16 protein-coding genes are annotated in these 18,147 nt (G+C 49.0%); 7 read left to right on the top strand and 9 right to left on the bottom strand.

Annotation, left to right across the window (positions count from 1 at the left end):
• Positions 1-75 precede the first annotated feature (75 nt).
• From AC5RDV_RS02230 to AC5RDV_RS02200, 7 genes are all read left to right on the top strand, one after another.
• Positions 76-1,128 (top strand): DUF4934 domain-containing protein, encoded by a 1,053-nt coding sequence (locus AC5RDV_RS02230; protein WP_282747689.1) that lies wholly within the window; start codon positions 76-78, stop codon positions 1,126-1,128.
• Between the two features lie 70 nt (positions 1,129-1,198).
• Complete coding sequence (locus AC5RDV_RS02225; protein WP_282747688.1) at positions 1,199-1,396, top strand: hypothetical protein; 198 nt, start codon at positions 1,199-1,201, stop codon at positions 1,394-1,396.
• Between the two features lie 314 nt (positions 1,397-1,710).
• Positions 1,711-2,715: an anthranilate phosphoribosyltransferase gene (gene trpD / locus AC5RDV_RS02220; RefSeq protein WP_282747687.1), complete on the top strand. Its 1,005-nt coding sequence runs from the start codon at positions 1,711-1,713 to the stop codon at positions 2,713-2,715.
• A complete protein-coding gene (trpC, locus tag AC5RDV_RS02215) occupies positions 2,712-3,560 on the top strand; it encodes an indole-3-glycerol phosphate synthase TrpC (protein ID WP_282747686.1) in 849 nt (282 codons plus the stop codon). Before trpD ends, trpC begins: the two co-directional genes overlap by 4 nt.
• Positions 3,557-4,210, top strand: coding sequence for a phosphoribosylanthranilate isomerase (locus AC5RDV_RS02210; RefSeq protein ID WP_130892797.1), 654 nt, complete (start codon positions 3,557-3,559; stop codon positions 4,208-4,210). Before trpC ends, AC5RDV_RS02210 begins: the two co-directional genes overlap by 4 nt.
• Before the next feature lie 13 nt (positions 4,211-4,223).
• On the top strand, positions 4,224-4,997 hold the full coding sequence (gene trpA, locus AC5RDV_RS02205) for a tryptophan synthase subunit alpha (protein WP_282747685.1): 774 nt from the start codon (positions 4,224-4,226) through the stop codon (positions 4,995-4,997).
• A 267-nt stretch (positions 4,998-5,264) separates the two neighbouring features.
• The gene (locus tag AC5RDV_RS02200; RefSeq protein ID WP_008623960.1) at positions 5,265-6,926 is read left to right on the top strand and encodes a putative transporter; all 1,662 of its coding nucleotides are present in this window, start codon (positions 5,265-5,267) and stop codon (positions 6,924-6,926) included.
• A 9-nt stretch (positions 6,927-6,935) separates the two neighbouring features.
• On the opposite strand, the gene AC5RDV_RS02195 is transcribed toward AC5RDV_RS02200, so the two are convergent.
• The 9 genes from AC5RDV_RS02195 to kdpB all read right to left on the bottom strand — a co-directional run bounded on the left by AC5RDV_RS02195 (position 6,936) and on the right by kdpB (position 18,138).
• Complete coding sequence (locus AC5RDV_RS02195) at positions 6,936-7,274, bottom strand: type II toxin-antitoxin system RelE/ParE family toxin (protein ID WP_282747684.1); 339 nt, start codon at positions 7,272-7,274, stop codon at positions 6,936-6,938.
• The gene (locus AC5RDV_RS02190) at positions 7,264-7,512 is read right to left on the bottom strand and encodes a hypothetical protein (RefSeq protein WP_008623962.1); all 249 of its coding nucleotides are present in this window, start codon (positions 7,510-7,512) and stop codon (positions 7,264-7,266) included. The genes AC5RDV_RS02195 and AC5RDV_RS02190 overlap by 11 nt, the downstream gene beginning before the upstream one ends.
• A gap of 173 nt (positions 7,513-7,685) precedes the next feature.
• On the bottom strand, positions 7,686-9,149 hold the full coding sequence (locus AC5RDV_RS02185) for an ATP-binding protein (RefSeq protein ID WP_172604747.1): 1,464 nt from the start codon (positions 9,147-9,149) through the stop codon (positions 7,686-7,688).
• A gap of 30 nt (positions 9,150-9,179) precedes the next feature.
• A complete protein-coding gene (locus AC5RDV_RS02180) occupies positions 9,180-10,313 on the bottom strand; it encodes a sensor protein KdpD (RefSeq protein ID WP_008623963.1) in 1,134 nt (377 codons plus the stop codon).
• Positions 10,314-10,322: 9 nt separating this feature from the next.
• A complete protein-coding gene (locus AC5RDV_RS02175; protein ID WP_282747683.1) occupies positions 10,323-12,107 on the bottom strand; it encodes a glycoside hydrolase family 15 protein in 1,785 nt (594 codons plus the stop codon).
• 7 nt (positions 12,108-12,114) lie between these two features.
• Complete coding sequence (locus AC5RDV_RS02170; RefSeq protein WP_282747682.1) at positions 12,115-14,373, bottom strand: bifunctional alpha,alpha-trehalose-phosphate synthase (UDP-forming)/trehalose-phosphatase; 2,259 nt, start codon at positions 14,371-14,373, stop codon at positions 12,115-12,117.
• Positions 14,374-14,535: 162 nt separating this feature from the next.
• A complete protein-coding gene (locus AC5RDV_RS02165) occupies positions 14,536-15,285 on the bottom strand; it encodes a TorF family putative porin (protein ID WP_282747681.1) in 750 nt (249 codons plus the stop codon).
• Positions 15,286-15,509: 224 nt separating this feature from the next.
• Entirely contained in the window at positions 15,510-16,085 is a 576-nt protein-coding gene (locus tag AC5RDV_RS02160) for a K(+)-transporting ATPase subunit C (RefSeq protein ID WP_130892791.1), read from the bottom strand.
• 19 nt (positions 16,086-16,104) lie between these two features.
• On the bottom strand, positions 16,105-18,138 hold the full coding sequence (gene kdpB, locus AC5RDV_RS02155) for a potassium-transporting ATPase subunit KdpB (protein ID WP_008623973.1): 2,034 nt from the start codon (positions 18,136-18,138) through the stop codon (positions 16,105-16,107).
• Positions 18,139-18,147 lie beyond the last annotated feature (9 nt).

Raw genomic sequence — 18,147 nt, 5'->3', positions numbered from 1 at the left:
TCCATTCATATCATGTGCCAAATATTTGTAGTTTAGTTATTACTACATATATTTGGCACAAAGATACAAAGCACCATGAACTTAAAGCATTATCTCATAGCAATAACACTTTGCGCCCCATACCTGTCAAGCTTATTGGGATGCAAGAACCACCAAGACGCGAATGAAAGGGACTTGCTTACCATCCACATCAAGGATTACGAGGATAAAACCATTCCGCGTCCTGCCGTCATATCAAGCGTCGACACCATTGAGTTGGACACCCACGGTTATTTCATGAGCGACATCAAAACCGTATGTTTTTCGGACACCATGGCTTATGTGGCAGACAGAGCCAACACCGTATGGGCCTTCAAATACCCGTCAGGCGACTTCGTCAGACGCATCCGCAACGTGGGGCATGGAAACGGGGAATATGCCTCGGCTTGGACCTTGGCTTTGGGCGACAGCCTCCTGTACGTAATGGACTTTGAATCGAGAAGCATATTGGCCTATGATGCCACACTCAACTACAAGTCGTCATTCCGCTATGGATTCCCGGCCCTGGACTTCATAAAAGTCAAAGACGGCTTCCTCTTCCTGAACCTGTTAGCCACCGACAACTTGCACCGCGTCGTGCATACCAACGACCGGGGCGAAGTACAGCAAAGCTATCTGCCGTCCGAAATGAGTTTGGACATGATTTATAATGAAACCTCCTTCGTCCGAGATAAAAACGGGGAGGCCTACATCTTTCCACCGTTCTCCAACGCAATCTACCGTTGGACTTCCGAAGGGCCGAAACCGGTGTTCCGGACAGATTTCGGCAAGAATGCAGCCGAAGAAGACGTAAAGTCAAGTTATGACATCACGGAATCAGGCAAAGCGTTCAACACCGGCTTCTTCATCGTGGACAACCACCTCGTCAACAGGTTCTTCCATTCGGAAAAAAACTACTTCTCAATCTACGACATGGAGAAGGGGATACAGCATATAGTCACCACTGACACCACGGAGGTCATCCCTTTCGCCCCTCAATGGCAATCTGCCAACGGGCTGATTGGCTACATACTCACTACCGACTATGACAAGTGGAAGCCACAAAAGGACTCGTGCGATGCCGCATTGTTCGTTTTCCATTTGAAATAACACGTACAGGAAAAAGCCGGCTTGTACGGCTTCTCCCTCATTTTGAACATCTCGAACATCTGAATTGCACATGGACACCACAGGCGTTTTCCACCGGACCACCCCCCAACTGCCCTCCAACCCCATGCTGCACACTTTCCTTTTGGACGAAAACAACGAGGTGTTGGTAGTAGGAAACCCTTTGGAAAATGAGAAAATAGACCGGATGTTCTGGAGAACCGTGAAGGAAAAGTTAGGAACTGGACAAAAAGAAAAAGCCAATGACTAATGCTCCACACGCATAAAATTCAGCTTTTCATCCGAAAAAACTGTGATTTTGTTTGCATACAAAGAAATTCTCTTTATATTTGCAACCATAAAACAAAACAAGAAACCAAACAGACAATGTTCTTAAACAAAAATACATATTGGTGGTGGCGCAACTCAAGACCCGAAAAGTCGTGAGGAGATAGCCTTATATGTATCAGCAACCACATACCAATGTGAAAACATGGAGGCCTGTCGTACTTACGGCAGGCCTCCATGTTTATACCCATCCCCCTGCAAACTACATAACCAATAAAACTTAAATACATCACAAACATGAAACAAATACTCACAAAAATTACAAACGGCGAGGTTCTAACCCGGGAACAGACCTGCCAGATTGTCCGTCATATTGCAGACGGAGAATACAACAACGTGCAAATCAGCGCCTTGCTCACCGGGCTGATTATGCGGGGCATCAAGGTGGACGAAGTGCTCGGCCTGCGCGACGGACTTATAGAAACCGGCCAACCTGTGGATTTCTCCCCTTACCGGGTCATTGACATCGTGGGGACGGGCGGTGACAACAAAAACACGTTCAACATTTCCACCTGCGCCTGTTTCGTAGTGGCAGGAGCCGGTTACAAAGTAGCCAAACACGGCAACTACGCCGCCACCTCGACTTCGGGAGCGAGCAATGTCATGGAGCATCATGGCGTGCAGTTCACAGCCGACAGCAACCGACTACGTCGCAGCATGGAGGCTTGCAACTTTGCCTACCTGCATGCCCCGCTGTTCGCCCACGGGATGAAAGCCGTGGCCCCCGTACGCAAAATGCTTCAGATACCGACCTGTTTCAACCTTCTCGGTCCGTTGGTCAATCCTTGCCGCCCGGCCTATCAATTATTAGGTGTGGCCAACCTGAACCAAATGCGGCTGTACAGCAGCGTGTATGAGAAGTTGGGTATCGGTTACGGTATCGTGAACAGCATAGACGGATATGACGAAATCTCGCTGACGGGTAATTTCAAAGTCAAAACCAACACCATGGAGAAAATCTTCCGGCCTGCCGACCTCGGCCTGCCGACCGTCCGCCCGGAAGAACTCTACGGTGGTGCAACCCCGGACGAGGCTGCGGAAATTTTCGACAGCGTACTCGAAAACCGCTGCACGGAAAACCGGAAAAACGTGGTATTGGCCAATGCGGCCTTTGCCATCAAAGTCATCGAACGGGACAAGGACATCAACGAATGCCTCGCCATAGCCCGCGAATCATTGGAAAGCGGGCGCGCCCTGACTTGCCTGAAAACATACGTGGAACTTAACAGTAAAAACTTATGAAAGACATATTAGAAGAAATATTGGCATACAAACGCAAGGAAGTGGAACGGGAGAAAGCAGAGTTGCCTCCCGAACAGCTCTTCGCCCTCGTAGAAGACAGATTGGGAAACGCCCGCAACGGAACGGCCTGCCACGGCCAAGCACCGGCCTGCATGACCAACGCACGGAAGCACCGCTCCATGCGCGAAAGCCTGGCAGCCTCGCGTTCTGGCATCATCGCGGAATTCAAACGGAAATCCCCTTCCAAAGGGTGGATTAAAGAAGAAGGACGGGCGGATGTCATTCCGGCCGCATATACCGCAGCCGGAGCCGCAGCCCTCTCCATACTGACCGACGGGAAGTATTTCGGCGGCTGTCTGGACTACATACGGCAAGCACGTCCGATGACGGACACCCCCATCCTGCGCAAAGAGTTCATCATTGATGAATACCAACTCTACCAGGCCTGCCAAGCCGGAGCGGATGCCGTGCTGCTGATTGCCGCAGCCCTAACGCGCCCCGATTATGAACGCTTGGCCCGGAAAGCCCATGACTTAGGACTGGAAGTGCTGTTGGAGATACACACGGAAAAGGAATTGGACTACCTTGCCGAACGTCCGGACATGTTGGGCGTGAACAACCGCCATCTCGGGACGTTCCACACAGACGTGGAAAATTCCTTCCGTATCGCCTCTCTCTTGCCGGACGACCTCCTTTGGGTGTCGGAAAGCGGAATTTCAGAACCGGACACAGTCCGCCGGTTGCGGGATGCCGGTTTTCGCGGTTTCCTGGTGGGCGAAACCTTCATGCGGCAACCTGTCCCCGGGGCGGCCTTGAAAACATTCATTCAAAGCGTAGAACGATGAAACCATTCCTAATTAAAGTATGCGGCATGCGCGACGCGGACAACATCCGCCAAGTGGAAGCCCTCACGCCGGACATGATGGGGTTCATCTGCTGGGAGGGCTCCCGCCGCCACGTAAGCCGCCTCCCCGATTATCTGCCGGAGACTTGCCGTCGCGTAGGCGTTTTCGTCAACCCGGAAATCGGGTATATACAGGAACGGATAAAAACCTTCCGCCTCGACCTCGTGCAACTGCACGGGCATGAGACACCGGAGTTCTGCCGAAGCATAAAAGAAGAGGGGCTGAAATCCGGCCATTCCCCGCAAATCATCAAAGCCTTCGGCGTGGCTCCCGACGAACCGTTCCCGCGTACCGAAGATTACGAAGCGGATTGCGACTTTTTCCTTTTCGACACGCGTTGCCCCACGGCTGGCGGCAGCGGCCGGACGTTCGACTGGAATGTCCTGCAAAACTACCACGGACATACGCCCTTCTTCCTGAGCGGGGGCATCGGCCCGGACAGTACGGACCGTCTTCGCAGCTTTTCACACCCCGCATGGGCGGGCGTGGACTTAAACTCACGTTTTGAAACGGCCACGGCCCAGAAAGACGTAGGCCGCCTTTCCGATTTCATCAAAGATTTACGTGGACAAAATATATCAGAGAACTAAAATACAATATATCATGAACAGAATCAACAAACTATTCAACGAGAAGAAACAGAACATCCTTTCCCTGTATTTCTGTGCCGGACACCCGACGGCCGGAAGTACGGCAGACATCATCCGCACATTGGCCGCACGGGGCATAGACATGTTGGAAATCGGCATCCCCTTCAGCGACCCGATGGCCGACGGCCCCGTCATCCAAGACGCTGCCACGAAAGCCCTGCGAAACGGCATGAACCTTCACCGCCTCTTCGAGGAGCTGAAAGACATCCGGCAAGACGTGGAAATCCCCCTGATACTGATGGGATACCTCAACCCCATCTTCCATTATGGTTTCGAAGCCTTCTGCCAAAGCTGTGCAGACTGCGGGATAGACGGGGTCATCATCCCCGACCTCCCCTTCCGGGACTATATGGAAACATTCAAACCCATAGCCGACCGCCACGGGCTGAAAATCATCATGCTCATCACGCCGGAAACCAGCGAAGAGCGTATCCGCCTCATCGACCGGCACACGGACGGTTTTATCTACATGGTATCGTCGGCTGCCACTACCGGTGCACAAAAAGAGTTCGACCGCACCAAACAGGCCTACTTCGACCGTGTAAACCAAATGGGACTGACCCATCCGCGCATGATCGGCTTCGGCATCAGCAACCGGCAAACTTTGGAATCTGCCCAAAAGCATGCCGCCGGTGCCATCATCGGTAGCCGGTTCGTCACCCTACTCGACCAATACGGCTCGGCCACGGAAGCCCTGGATCGCCTACGTGAAGAACTGAAAAAATAAAGACAATATGGCTTGGTCTCCATTTTGTCGGCTGTATTTTCATAACTTACTGTTAGACAACCTTATACAGCATTCAGCAATGTAGCCAATCAATCTGCGCCAAACGAAAAATCAGTTGCCTGAGATTGATTTTTCATTCTCCTGAGATTGATTTTCCGTTTGGCGCAGATTGATTTTTCCGGTTCCTCCGGCACTTTTTCATGGTAAATAATCCTGATTTTCCATCTACTTACACTTTATATGGCCAAAAAGTGATACCTTTGCAGCATGGAATGGATTGACAGTTTGTTTTTCGAGCATAGCGCCATACAGGCCATTGTGGTGTTGTCATTGGTTACGGCCGCCGGGTTGTGGTTGGGCAAGATGCACGTGTGGGGAATATCCTTGGGAGTCACTTTTGTATTCTTCGTTGGCATTCTGGCCGGGCACCTCGGCATTTCACTGGATGCCGACATGCTCAACTATGCCGAAAGTTTCGGGCTCGTGCTTTTCGTCTATGCCTTAGGATTGCAGGTAGGTCCCGGTTTCTTCAGTTCCTTGTTGCACGGAGGAATCAAACTGAACCTGTTGAGCCTCGGTGTAATCTTCATCGGAACGGCCATGACCGTACTCCTAAGCTATGGCCTGTCTATTCCCTTGCCGGACATGGTGGGCGTCCTGTGCGGAGCCACCACCAACACACCGGCACTCGGGGCGGCCCAACAGACCTTGAAGCAGATGGGAGAGCCATCCAGCAGCGCAGCCTTAGGGGCGGCCGTGGCTTATCCGCTCGGTGTCGTGGGAGTCATCCTTGCCATTCTGGTCATCCGGAAAATACTTGCCCGCCCGGCGGACATGGAAGAAAAAGAGACGGAAGACCACAACCATCCGTACATTGCCGCATTCCAACTGCATAACCCGGGCATTTACCATAAGACCATCAAGGATTTGGCCCTACACAGCCATACGAAATTCGTCATCTCCCGCCTGTGGAGGGACGGGAAGGTGACCATCCCGACCGGCAGCACGGAACTGTTGGAAAACGACCGGATTCTGGTCGTAACTACGGAAAAAGACATGCCGACCCTGACCCTGCTCTTCGGTGAACAGGAAAACCGGGATTGGAATCAGGAAGATATAGACTGGAACAGCATAGACCGTAACTTAGTGTCGGAACACATCGTAGTGACCCAAGCTGAAATCAACGGCAAGCGTTTGGGTTCATTGCACCTGCGCAACACTTACGACATCAACATCAGCCGCGTGTTGCGTAGCGGCGTACAAATTCTGGCCACTCCCGACCTCATCCTGCAATTAGGCGACCGGCTGACGGTGGTGGGCGAAAAAACGGCCATCAAGCGCGTGGCCGGCATATTGGGCAACTCCGTCACCACACTGCGCGAACCCAATCTGGCCGCCATTTTCATCGGCATCGTGCTGGGATTGATGTTGGGTTCCGTGCCGCTCAGCATGCCGGGTATCAGCAGTCCGGTAAAGATGGGGTTGGCAGGCGGCCCTATTATCGTGGGAATATTGGTAGGCTGTTTCGGCCCGCGCCTGCACATGCGCATTTATACGACCCGCAGTGCCAACCTGATGTTGCGCGGCATAGGGCTGTCCCTCTATCTGGCCGGTATTGGCATTGATGCGGGTGCCCATTTCTTCGAGACCGTCGTCCGTCCGGAAGGAGCGATATGGATTGGTTCCGGATTTCTTATCACCGTGGTACCGGTGCTGCTGATGGCAGTGGTAGCCATGCGGATGTGCGGGATGAATTTCGGTTCCACTTGCGGCATGTTGTGCGGCAGCATGGCCAACCCCATGGCTTTGAATTACGTGAACGACAGTTTTCCCGGCAACGACGCTTCCGTCAGTTACGCCACGGTTTATCCGTTGGGTATGTTCATGCGTGTGGTAATCAGTCAGGTGGTACTGATGTTGTTCTTATAAAAAAACGGCTTACAAGCCGTTTTTGCGAAGCAGTGCCTCGATTTCACGAGCCGACACAGATTCGCGTTCCGCCTTGTCGTAAATATAAAGCAAGTTGATTTCCGTTTCTTCGACGGCCACTACCACCGTGAAAGTGATGACCCTTGCCCCGCCGCTCTTTCCCTTACCTTTAGAAGCGATACGCATACGGATTTTGCGCAAACCTCCTCCCAAGTCGGTACCGGCGGTAGGATTTCGTTCCAACTCATCAAGCAAAGCAGCATAATCTTTCTTAAACGAAGCATAATGCTTCGCCAACCATTTGGCTTCCCACTCAAATGATGGCTTTACTATAATCTTATAATTCATTGAGAAAATCTCTTGCCAATTTCGGAGCCAACTTACCTTCTCGAGTCAATTTCACTTCTTTCAGCCCCGCATCAATCCCTTTCAGGATTTCCTCTTTGCCGATATACTCTGTTTCTTCCGTCTCTTTCTGTTTGGCGAGGCGCGTAACGGCTTTCACGGCCTTCCGCATCAATGATTCGTCCTCTGCAATAATACTGAGCTGGCGGAAAAGTTCCGCATTCAATTCCATTGTAGTCATAAACTGTCCCTCCTTGTTTTGTATATTGCAAACTTACAAAAAAAGCCTGATTCTTATGTCTTTCGGACAAAAAAAATCATTTTGTCTTTATAAATAAAAAACATCCTTCCTTCAAAAAGCTGCAAAATCATACGGCTTTTTGAAAGAAGGATGCGACTCCTATTATTCTTTCCTCAGCAAGGCAAAACCATAGTAAAGACACTGCCCTTTCCCAATTCGCTGTCTACCGTAAGTGTTCCTCCGTGGGCTTCCACAAAGTCCCGGGAAATGGACAAACCCAATCCGGTTCCCTGCACTTTCGTTCCCGGCACACGGAAATAATGCTCGAAAATACTTTCGTGGTAACGCGGGTCTATGCCCTTTCCGAAATCTTGTACAAACATGGCAATATGGTTGTCATCCTGTTGGCGTGCCCCGATGACCACACGACCAGCCTCGGACGAATAACGGACGGCATTGCTCAACAGGTTGGTCAACACCCAGGCTATTTTCTCACTGTCGACAAAGAGCTTCCCGATTTTCTCCGGATAGTCCACTTCCACTTGTATTCCGAATTTCTCAGCCTGTACGCGATTGGCCTTGATGGCATAGTCAATCAATTCGATAGGCTTGGTAATCTTCGGTTTCAGTTGCAGTTTTCCACTCTCCACCTGCGTCATGTTGAGCAACTCGCCCGTGATGCTGAGCAGCCGTTCACTATTCTCTTTAATGCTTCTCGAAAGTTCCTCCTGTTCGGGGTTCAGTCCTCCCACACGCTTGTCTTCCAGAAGTTGCAGGCTCATCATAATGGCTGAAATCGGGGTTTTCAGCTCATGCGATACGGTGGATATGAAAGTCGTTTTGGCCGTGTCCAGCTCTTGAAATTCCGTCACGTTCTTCAACATGATTACATCTCCCCTCTTCTCCATCGTCACTCCGTCGTTGCCGCGCATCGTAATCTCCATATATTTCACCTGGAAATAGCTCTCCTTGTTGTCGGCGTAAATCTTCAACGACTCGCGTTTGGACTTCGGTGCCTCCTGTTCCTTCTTCTTATCTTCCCACATTCCGCAAATCAGACGACGCAACAGGTCGTTGCGCATGGCTATTTCCTGAGCCGACTTCCGGATGACGTCCTCACGTTTCAAATTCAGTATGTTCAACGCTTCATTGTTGATAAAGAGTATAATTTGCTCATTGTCCAGACCGACGATAGGTTCATTGATGGAATTGATGATGGTTTCCAGATAACGTTTGGAAGCCATGAGGTCCGAAATCGTGCTGTTGTGGTAATCTTTCAACCGTTTGGCCATCCTATTGAAATTCTTCGACACCTCTTCCAATTCCTTGTCTCCTCTCAGGTCCAACTTGGCATCATAATTATGGTTGGCTATCTCAAGGATACCTTTCACTAAACTTTTAAAGGGAGAATTGATGGAGTTGGGAATTTTAAACAGAATCCACAAACCGATGCAAATGCAAATGCCACCGATAATCATAATCCATGTCAATGCACGGTTCATTCCCGGCTCGGCTGCCGGGCTGTCCGGTTCGGTTGCTGTCAGTATTTGCAAATTCGTCACCGACAAAGACACCAACAAAACAATCATGGCCACCAAGACACCGATCGACACGGTGAGTTTGGTCTTAATGTTCATATCGAATTTCATATCTTTAAATGAGATTTATTATGCTACAATAATTAAGTCAATCCGCATCTCGGACAACTGTTGCAAGAAACGCTTGTACCGTCCGATTTTAAAAAACATTTCCGGCATCTCAAACGCAGGACGCCCCATACATACGGTCGTCACCTGATTCTCTTTGCAAAACTGCACGATAGCGTCGGTCACATTCGGTGAGGACATCTGTTCCACCTTTCCACCCAACTCGGTCACCAACTGGAAATAATTCAGCAAATAACGTTGGGAAGAAAGCTTGATGCGGTCCGGACTTTCCTTGGGAGTCTGCACGTGCAAGGCGATAAAGGAAGTGCTGTAACGCGTGGACAGCCGGTATGCCTTCCGTATGATATGCCTCGGCGTATGCTCATTGCTGCTCACGCAAGCTAAGATTTTCTCACGCCTCGTCTGGGCCGGTGCCAAAGGCGTCACCTCGCTTTCCACCTTGCGTTCCACCCTGAAAGCCACTTCTTTCAAAGCCAACTCACGCAACTGAAGGATATTCTCTGTCTTAAAGAAATTATTGAGGGCGGTCTGTATTTTCTCCTTTTTATAAATATTCCCGGCTTTCAGGCGCGTTATCAAGTCTTCGGCCGTCAGGTCGATGTTCACCACCTCATCGGCCTCCTGCAATACTTTGTCGGGCACCCTCTCCGCCACATTGATTCCCGTAATGCTCTTCACGTCCTCGCTCAAACTTTCGATATGTTGGATGTTCAGAGCCGAAACCACATTGATGCCGGCATCCAACAGTTCCATCACGTCTTCCCAACGCTTCGTGTTACGGGAACCCTCCACATTCGTATGCGCCAACTCATCAACGATGACCAATTCGGGATGGGCTTGCAGGATGGTCTCCAAATCCATCTCCTCGATTTCCTTTCCTTTATAAAAGACTTTCTTGCGGGGAATCACGGGCAAACCTTCGAGCATGGCCACCGTTCCGGGACGACCATGGGTCTCCACGTAACCGATTTGCACATCTATTCCGTTCTTCAACAAGTCATGCGCCTCCGACAACATCCTGTAAGTCTTGCCCACACCGGCTATCATTCCGATGTAAATCTTGAACTTACCCCGCCGGGAACGACGAATCAATTCCAGAAAGCGCTGTGCGTTACCGTTTTCGTTTTCTTCCATATACTTTTATTATTTAAGCTTCAACTGTTTACTCTCTCGTGAAAGTAAAATGGCCGTATTCACCAAAGCCAAATGGGAATATGCCTGCGGGAAGTTTCCTAACAGTTCTTTCGTGTCAAAGTTAATATCTTCACTGAACAATCCCAAATGATTACCATAGGTTAACACTTCTTCGAACAAACACCGGGCTTCCTCACGCTGCCCGATGACATACAAAGCCCGAATCAACCAGAAAGTGCAAATCGTAAAGGCAGAAGACGGCAAACCGAAATCGTCTTTACTGTTATAACGATACATTAATCCCTTGTGCATCAATGCTTCTTTCACGGCCCGTACCGTCTTATGGTAACGTACATCGTCCGCACTGATGAAACCGTATGGTTCCATCAACAACAAGGAAGAATCCAATGCCTGGTTTTCATAACATTGGGAGAAGCTTTGCAGTTCCTCTTTCCACCCGTATGTGAAGACTTCCTCCTTGACCAACGCAGCTTCGGCATCCCACTGCTCTCCATAACCATGTTTGTTCAGCAACACGGCAATCTTGGCTGCACGGTCCAATGCCACCCAACACATGACTTTGGAAGACACGAACTGCTGCGCTTCGCCCCGGATTTCCCAAATACCTTTATCCGGCTTGCGCCAATTCTCACAAACCGTCAAGGCGATACACTTCACCATCTCCCACATGTCTTCCACTTCATCCAAGGTCCCGGGCATCAGACAATAGTACTGGTAAATCAAGTCCATCAGATAACCGAAAGAGTCATTCTGCCGCTGATGATAAGCATCGTTGCCTATGCGCACTGGTTTCGAATCTTTGTAACCGGCCAAATGGTCGAGTGTCAGTTCCGTCAGTTCCCTTTCGCCACGAATGCCATACATGATTTGGTAGTTATGCGTCGTGATAAAAGTAGACTGGATGAACTTCATGAAACGACGGGCTGAATTGACATGGCCGATATTGAACAAGGTCTCGATGGCCATGGAAGCATCACGCAGCCAACAGAAACGGTAATCCCAATTTCTCACCTCCCCTACAGTCTCCGGCAGGCTGGTGGTCACGGCAGCCATCACCGCCCCATTGCGGTAGGTCATGAGCTTCAATACAAGCATGCTTCGTTCGATTACCTCGTTATACCTTGTGTAACGTTTGGCATGGTCTGTCCAATTCAGCCAATACACCAAAGTGCGGCAATATTCCAGTTTCTCCCGTTCTATATCCACCGGAATGACCTTCTCATTGAAAGAAAACAGAAAAAACTCATCCTTTTCCAAGGTGATTTCATCATGGTTCACGACTTTCTTCAAGTCCAACGACGAATATAAATATTGCCGATCCTTATTCTCCAACGACGAATAAGTTTCGACGTATTGAGAGGTCACGTTATAAATGGTCTTTCCCCTCGCACAGTTGGGAGCCGGACGATAATCCACCTTCATACAGGGACGGCCTTTCGCCCAACGGATGTACCTGTAAATCTCTGCCGGACGGTAGAAATCCTTTCCATCGGAGGTAGGATAGCAAGGCATGAAATCCACCACGTCGAAGGCTCCTTCTTCCGACTCAAAATGTGTAGACAGGATGTTGGTATGAGGCACGTACGATTGTGTAACCTTATAATCCGAAGTCACCTTAAAACCAAAATGCCCCCCTTTTTGCCTGTCCAATATGGCCGCAAATACGGAAGGAGAATCAAATTCCGGAAAACACAGCCATTCAATAGCCCCTTTTTCCGATATGAGGGCGGCGGTCGAGCAATTCCCGATTACGCCGTAGTTCAAATTTTGCATGATATGTCTATTTTCGTTTAATCAGTTTTTTCATCCAATGTAAAACCACACCTAAATCCCGACGGCCTTGTTTCCCATTCGAGGAGATACGAAGAGGTGCCCCCGTGGCCAAAGCCTGCAACATCGGCAAAGCATCCGTTTGGGATTTCAGGTTATAACGGGCATCTTCCGACACCGTTCCGATTTTCACCGTAACGGCACTATCCGGCAAGGCACGAAACATGTCATTGTCCGTCGTGTCATCTCCCATAGCCAATATGAAATCATAATGCGCCTTACGCAACAATCGTTTTACTTCGGAACCCTTCGTACAGTTAGACTGCTTGATTTCTACCACCTTGTTCCCCTGCAAGATTTGCAGGCGATGTTGCAAACAAATGGATACCAATGCCCGAACCAACTGGCGTGCCCTCAGTTCACCCAACCAGGAATCTACCGCCCGGTAATGCCAAGCCAAAGCCGTCTCCTTTATTTCCAAACGCGATTTCGGGGTCTTATGCACAAACATGTTCAGAATAGACAGGATACTTTGGCTCCATTCCGGTTTGTAACTGGTCTGATGCCATTCTCCGTTCTCTTTATAATAGGCCCCGTGTTCCGCAGCAAAAGAAACCGGCAGAACGCCTAACCACTTCTCTAATGTCTGGTGGTCGCGACCGCTGTTGATAACCACATGATTGGCCGGATCGGAGGTCAAGTCCTTAAGTACTCGTATTACCTCAGGGGTCGGTACGGCATCTTCCGGACGCTTTTGGAACCCCACCAACGTCCCGTCATAATCCAACAAAATGAGACGGCTCCGAGCCTGAGTATACAAAGCCTTTATCTGTTTCAACAAATTCGTGGAAAGTAACTTCCCCGACAGGTATTGGTTTTTGTCTACCACGTTTTTCCATTCTTCCATGAAGTCGGCCGCCCATTTGTTGACGGTCTGGACGGAAAGTATGGCCTGCATCTTGCTGATACGTCTTGCTTGCTCCTCGTATGGCATTTGCAACGCCGTAAAAATGGCATCCGCAATCTGGTCCGTATCATTGGGATTTATCTGAATGGCATCGGCCAATTCCACGGCAGCACCCGCCATCTCACTCAATACCAGCACCCCCGGATTGTTGACTTTCGTGGCGACATATTCTTTAGCCACAAGGTTCATTCCGTCCCGCAACGGGGTTACCAAGGCCACGTCTGCCACGAAATACATGGCCGTAAGTTCTTCAAAAGAAAAACCATGATAGAAATAACAAACCGGCGTCCAGTTGATGTCTGAATAACGCCCGTTAATCCGCCCTATGGTCTCGTCTATCTTTGTTTTCAGCCCAGCATAGCTTTCCACATGGTCACGCGAAGGCACAATGACCATGGCCAACGTCACCTTTCCTTGGTACTCCGGATGACGTTCAAGAAAAGCCTCAAACCCTTGCAAACGATGCAGGATGCCTTTGCTATAATCCAAACGGTCTACGGACAGCAACAACTTGTGGTTGCGGAAAAGAATACGTTTTTTCTCTATCTCGCTCCACACTTTCGGCGTGGCAGACGAATGATTGTACAATTCATAGTTTATGCCCATCGGTAGTGCGTTTACACGCACGATGCGGCTGTCCGTCTGGGCTTCGTCCAAATCGAACTTAATATGTAATACACGCTCTACAGCATTGATGAAATAGCGCATATAGTCGTGTGTATGAAAACCTATAAAATCCGCTCCCATCAGACCGTTCAACAATTCCGCCCGTTCGGGCAATATACGGAATAATTCGTATGAGGGAAACGGAATGTGATGGAAATATCCGATGTGAAGATTGGGCATCCGCTTCCGTAACATGCCTGGAAGAAGCATAAGCTGATAATCCTGTATCCAAACCCAATCGCCGGAACCCACTTGCTTGCAAATCTCTTCGCAAAACAGAGCATTCACTTTCTGGTAAGACTCCCAATACTCTTTCCGTACCGTAGTATGGGAAAAGAAATAATGGCACAAAGGCCAAATGGTACTATTGCTGTATCCTTCGTAGTAATCATGATACTGTTCTTCCGACAAAAATATCGGATGAAAATCCATCGTCTCCAGATGCTGCCGGATTTCCATCTGCTGACGGACATTATCGACACAAACTCCCGGCCAACCGATCCAATGTTTCTCCATGGAAATCTGCAAGGAGTCGAGTCCCGTTGCCAAACCTCCTTCACTACGTACGAAAGTATAGCTGTCTTGCCGAGGCACAGCCTTTACGGGCAATCTGTTTGCAACGATATATAATTTCATCTTCAAATAAATTCCTAAATACGACTATTCACCATAAAACCTGGCAATAACGCGTCAGGTAATATCCAAACAAAAAAAAAGGTCAATGTCCATACTTGCCTTTATATATAAGAGAGAAAACTCAGGGCTCCGTGAGGAACCCTGAGAAAACTACGAATAGAATCAGAAGCCCAAGCTAAAACCAGCCAAAAGGTAGGTTCTGTCATGGACCGGGGCAACAAGAGCCTGTACGAAGACAGGTATTGCAAATTTATCCGTTACTTGGATATCTTTACTTGCTTTGATGGAAACATCCGTCACACCGGCTTTGTCGTTGTACATACCCTTCCAAGGAGTGAATCCTAAGGCCGGGGTTAATGTTATGTCGGCCGGTAATGAAACTGGATAAGAAAGGTTGACATAAGTAGAGAACTTGTTGTTGTCCGTAGGATCTTCACCCAACACGAACTTATCTCCACCGGCAAACATCGTACTCCATGAAATGTTCAATGCAAATTTATCGAAAGCCTCACCGAAGTTATAAGCCAAGGTTCCTTCAAAATAATGGGCATCCTCATAGTAACCATAAGGCATGTCGGTTCCGCTCCACCAGTAATCCGATACGGTTACGGAAAAACCTTTGATGGCGTATGACAAGTTGATATCAAATTCTTTTACACCGCCACCATTGTCATTCACGCCCCATTTAGAAAGCGTCTGGCTTCCCCATGCGTTAAGGCTCAAGCCTTTGTAGCTTAACGTCAAAGAGGGTTGGATAGAGAATCCTGAGTTTTGATCCAAACCGCGCCAGATATAATCGCTTACGAAATCAGCCTTTCCGCTGACAACAAAATCACCTGCGTTTGCCATGCCGGGTACTAACAGTGCTGCACCTAAAACCAATCCTACTTTTTTAAAACTTTTCATATTCATAAATTAATTAAAGTGTTGTGTTGTGTCGTTTTACTTTTCACTTGTTTTTTTAAAGAATGCCATCATCCATGAAGCACGGGAATATCTCCAAAACCTCCAGACTCTGTCGCCATGGCAAAGGTAGTACGAGAGAAGCAGTTTATTCCTTCCGCCGACAAAGCTAACCGAATGTGTTTTTTCCATATCCAGACTTCATCAACGACGGCACTCCTTGTCTACTGTTATTATTTATTTGCTTCGTCTAAAGCCACATTCAATTTCAGTACATTTACCTTCGCCGTTCCGAACATACCTAACAGAGGCTTTTCCACAGCTTGGTCTACTATGGCTTTCACTTCGTCTTCACTCATGCCACGAGCTTCGGCTACACGTTTTACCTGTACGTATGCACAAGCCGGAGTGATATTGGGATCCAAACCGGAACCGCTGGCCGTTACCATTTCAGCTGGAACGTCTTCACGGCTCAAATAAGGATGGTGTACAAGGAAGGAATCCACACGGGCCTCCACCTCTGCCAAATATTCCTCGTTGGTAGGACCTTTGTTGGAACCGGCAGAACTTGTAGCATCGTAACCGTCACCAGCACTTGAAGGACGTCCCCAGAAGTAAACGTCTGATGTAAACATCTGTCCTACATTCGCAGCACCTACGACCTTACCGTTCAAGGTCACAGTCTCTGCATTGCCATTCTCGCCGCGGCCTGCAAACTGTGCGAATATCCACAATACCAGTATGTAAAATACCGAAAAGAAGATGCAGAACGCTATCGTTATACGAAATGATTTTATAAAGTTCTTCATTGTTTTGTCTGTTTATTGATTAAAAGAATAATCCTACGAATAAATCTATCAACTTAATGCCGACAAACGGAGCGATAAGACCGCCTACACCGTAAATCAACAAGTTGCGACGCAACAGCGCACTGGCACCTATAGGTTTGTAAGCCACACCACGCAAAGCCAACGGAATCAGGATAGGAATGATGATGGCGTTGAAGATGATAGCCGAAAGGATTGCACTTTCAGGACTGTGCAAGCCCATGATGTTCAACGGAGCCAATTGAGGAATCGTCAACATGAACAATGCCGGGATGATGGCAAAGTACTTGGCCACGTCGTTGGCAATAGAGAATGTCGTCAACGTACCACGAGTCATCAACAGCTGCTTACCGATTTCCACGATTTCAATCAATTTGGTCGGATCGTTGTCCAAGTCGACCATGTTACCGGCTTCCTTGGCAGCCTGAGTACCGCTGTTCATGGCCACACCCACGTTGGCTTGTGCCAATGCCGGAGCATCGTTCGTACCGTCACCCATCATAGCCACCAACTTACCGGCTGCCTGTTCTTTCTTGATGTAATTCATCTTGTCTTCCGGTTTGGCTTCAGCAATGAAGTCGTCCACACCGGCTTTCTCAGCTATATATTTAGCGGTCAACGGGTTGTCACCGGTTACCATTACCGTCTTCACACCCATCTTGCGCAAACGCTCGAAACGTTCTTCGATACCCGGTTTGATGACGTCTTGCAATTCGATGACACCGGCAACCTTCTTGTCGATGCAAACCACCAAGGGAGTACCACCGTTTGCAGAAATTGCCTGGATAACATCTTCCGTATCCTTCGGGAACTTGTTACCGGCTTCCATGGCGATACGACGGATAGCGTCGAAAGCACCCTTGCGGATTTCTGTACCGTCTTTCAAGTTGATACCGGAGCACTTCGTCTCGGCCGTAAACTTAATCATGTGTGCGCCTTCGGTGTTCAGGGTACGCATACGTACGCCCATTTCACGTCCCAATTCAATGATTGACTTACCTTCCGGCGTATCATCCGATACGGAAGACATCAAACAAGCTTCGATAAACGCATGCTTATCCATGCCGGCAACCGGATAGAATTCCGTAGCCTTACGGTTACCGATTGTAATCGTACCGGTCTTGTCCAACAGCAAAGTGTCAATGTCACCGGCCGTCTCCACAGCCTTACCGGATTTGGTAATCACGTTGGCACGCAAAGCACGGTCCATTCCGGCAATACCGATGGCAGAAAGCAAACCGCCGATGGTCGTAGGAATCAGGCAAACGAACAAAGAACAGAAAGCTGCAATGGTAATCACCGTATTGGAATAGTCGGCAAAGGGTTTCAAGGTAATGCAGACAATCAAGAATACCAGAGTGAACACGGCCAACAATATCGTCAGGGCGATTTCATTCGGAGTCTTCTGACGGCTTGCACCTTCCACCAAAGCAATCATCTTGTCCAAGAAACTCTCGCCCGGCTGACTGGTCACAACGACTTTGATATGGTCGGAAAGTACTTTCGTACCACCGGTAACGGAACTCTTATCACCGCCTGCCTCACGGATTACCGGAGCAGATTCACCGGTGATGGCACTCTCGTCGATAGAAGCCAAACCTTCGATGATTTCACCGTCGGCCGGAATCACGTCGCCTGCCTCGCATTCAAACACGTCGCCTTTCTTCAACTGTGAACTGCTCACGGTCTTGATTTGGCCGTTCACGTTCAACTTGGCCGGAGTCTCTTCGCGGGTCTTGCGCAAGCTGTCGGCCTGAGCCTTACCGCGGGCTTCGGCAATTGCCTCTGCGAAATTGGCGAACAGCAAAGTCACCAACAGGATGATGAAGACCAAAAGGTTGTATGCAAAGGAGCCCTGAGAATCGTTCGTAGCCGAGAAGATGGTCACGATGAACATGATCAGAGTAGAAATCTCTACGGTGAACATGACCGGGTTCTTCACCATTATCTTGGGATTCAGCTTGACAAAAGACTGTTTCAAGCTTTCCATTACCTGATCCCTTTGGAAGAGGGAAGTATTATTGTTAGTTTTCATACTTTATCT

The organism is Paraprevotella sp., from assembly GCF_986071375.1.
The sequence above is the reverse complement of the archived record's forward strand: the minus strand, read 5'-3'. Positions and strand labels throughout refer to the sequence as shown.

Excerpts from the sequence above, each read along its gene's own strand:
- AC5RDV_RS02230 (WP_282747689.1), top strand. The coding sequence starts at position 76 with ATGAACTTAAAGCATTATCTCATAGCAATAACACTTTGCGCCCCATAC.
- AC5RDV_RS02225 (WP_282747688.1), top strand. The coding sequence starts at position 1,199 with ATGGACACCACAGGCGTTTTCCACCGGACCACCCCCCAACTGCCCTCC.
- trpD (WP_282747687.1), top strand. The coding sequence starts at position 1,711 with ATGAAACAAATACTCACAAAAATTACAAACGGCGAGGTTCTAACCCGG.
- trpC (WP_282747686.1), top strand. The coding sequence starts at position 2,712 with ATGAAAGACATATTAGAAGAAATATTGGCATACAAACGCAAGGAAGTG.
- AC5RDV_RS02210 (WP_130892797.1), top strand. The coding sequence starts at position 3,557 with ATGAAACCATTCCTAATTAAAGTATGCGGCATGCGCGACGCGGACAAC.
- trpA (WP_282747685.1), top strand. The coding sequence starts at position 4,224 with ATGAACAGAATCAACAAACTATTCAACGAGAAGAAACAGAACATCCTT.
- AC5RDV_RS02200 (WP_008623960.1), top strand. The coding sequence starts at position 5,265 with ATGGAATGGATTGACAGTTTGTTTTTCGAGCATAGCGCCATACAGGCC.
- AC5RDV_RS02195 (WP_282747684.1), bottom strand. The coding sequence starts at position 7,274 with ATGAATTATAAGATTATAGTAAAGCCATCATTTGAGTGGGAAGCCAAA.
- AC5RDV_RS02190 (WP_008623962.1), bottom strand. The coding sequence starts at position 7,512 with ATGACTACAATGGAATTGAATGCGGAACTTTTCCGCCAGCTCAGTATT.
- AC5RDV_RS02185 (WP_172604747.1), bottom strand. The coding sequence starts at position 9,149 with ATGAACATTAAGACCAAACTCACCGTGTCGATCGGTGTCTTGGTGGCC.
- AC5RDV_RS02180 (WP_008623963.1), bottom strand. The coding sequence starts at position 10,313 with ATGGAAGAAAACGAAAACGGTAACGCACAGCGCTTTCTGGAATTGATT.
- AC5RDV_RS02175 (WP_282747683.1), bottom strand. The coding sequence starts at position 12,107 with ATGCAAAATTTGAACTACGGCGTAATCGGGAATTGCTCGACCGCCGCC.
- AC5RDV_RS02170 (WP_282747682.1), bottom strand. The coding sequence starts at position 14,373 with ATGAAATTATATATCGTTGCAAACAGATTGCCCGTAAAGGCTGTGCCT.
- AC5RDV_RS02165 (WP_282747681.1), bottom strand. The coding sequence starts at position 15,285 with ATGAATATGAAAAGTTTTAAAAAAGTAGGATTGGTTTTAGGTGCAGCA.
- AC5RDV_RS02160 (WP_130892791.1), bottom strand. The coding sequence starts at position 16,085 with ATGAAGAACTTTATAAAATCATTTCGTATAACGATAGCGTTCTGCATC.
- kdpB (WP_008623973.1), bottom strand. The coding sequence starts at position 18,138 with ATGAAAACTAACAATAATACTTCCCTCTTCCAAAGGGATCAGGTAATG.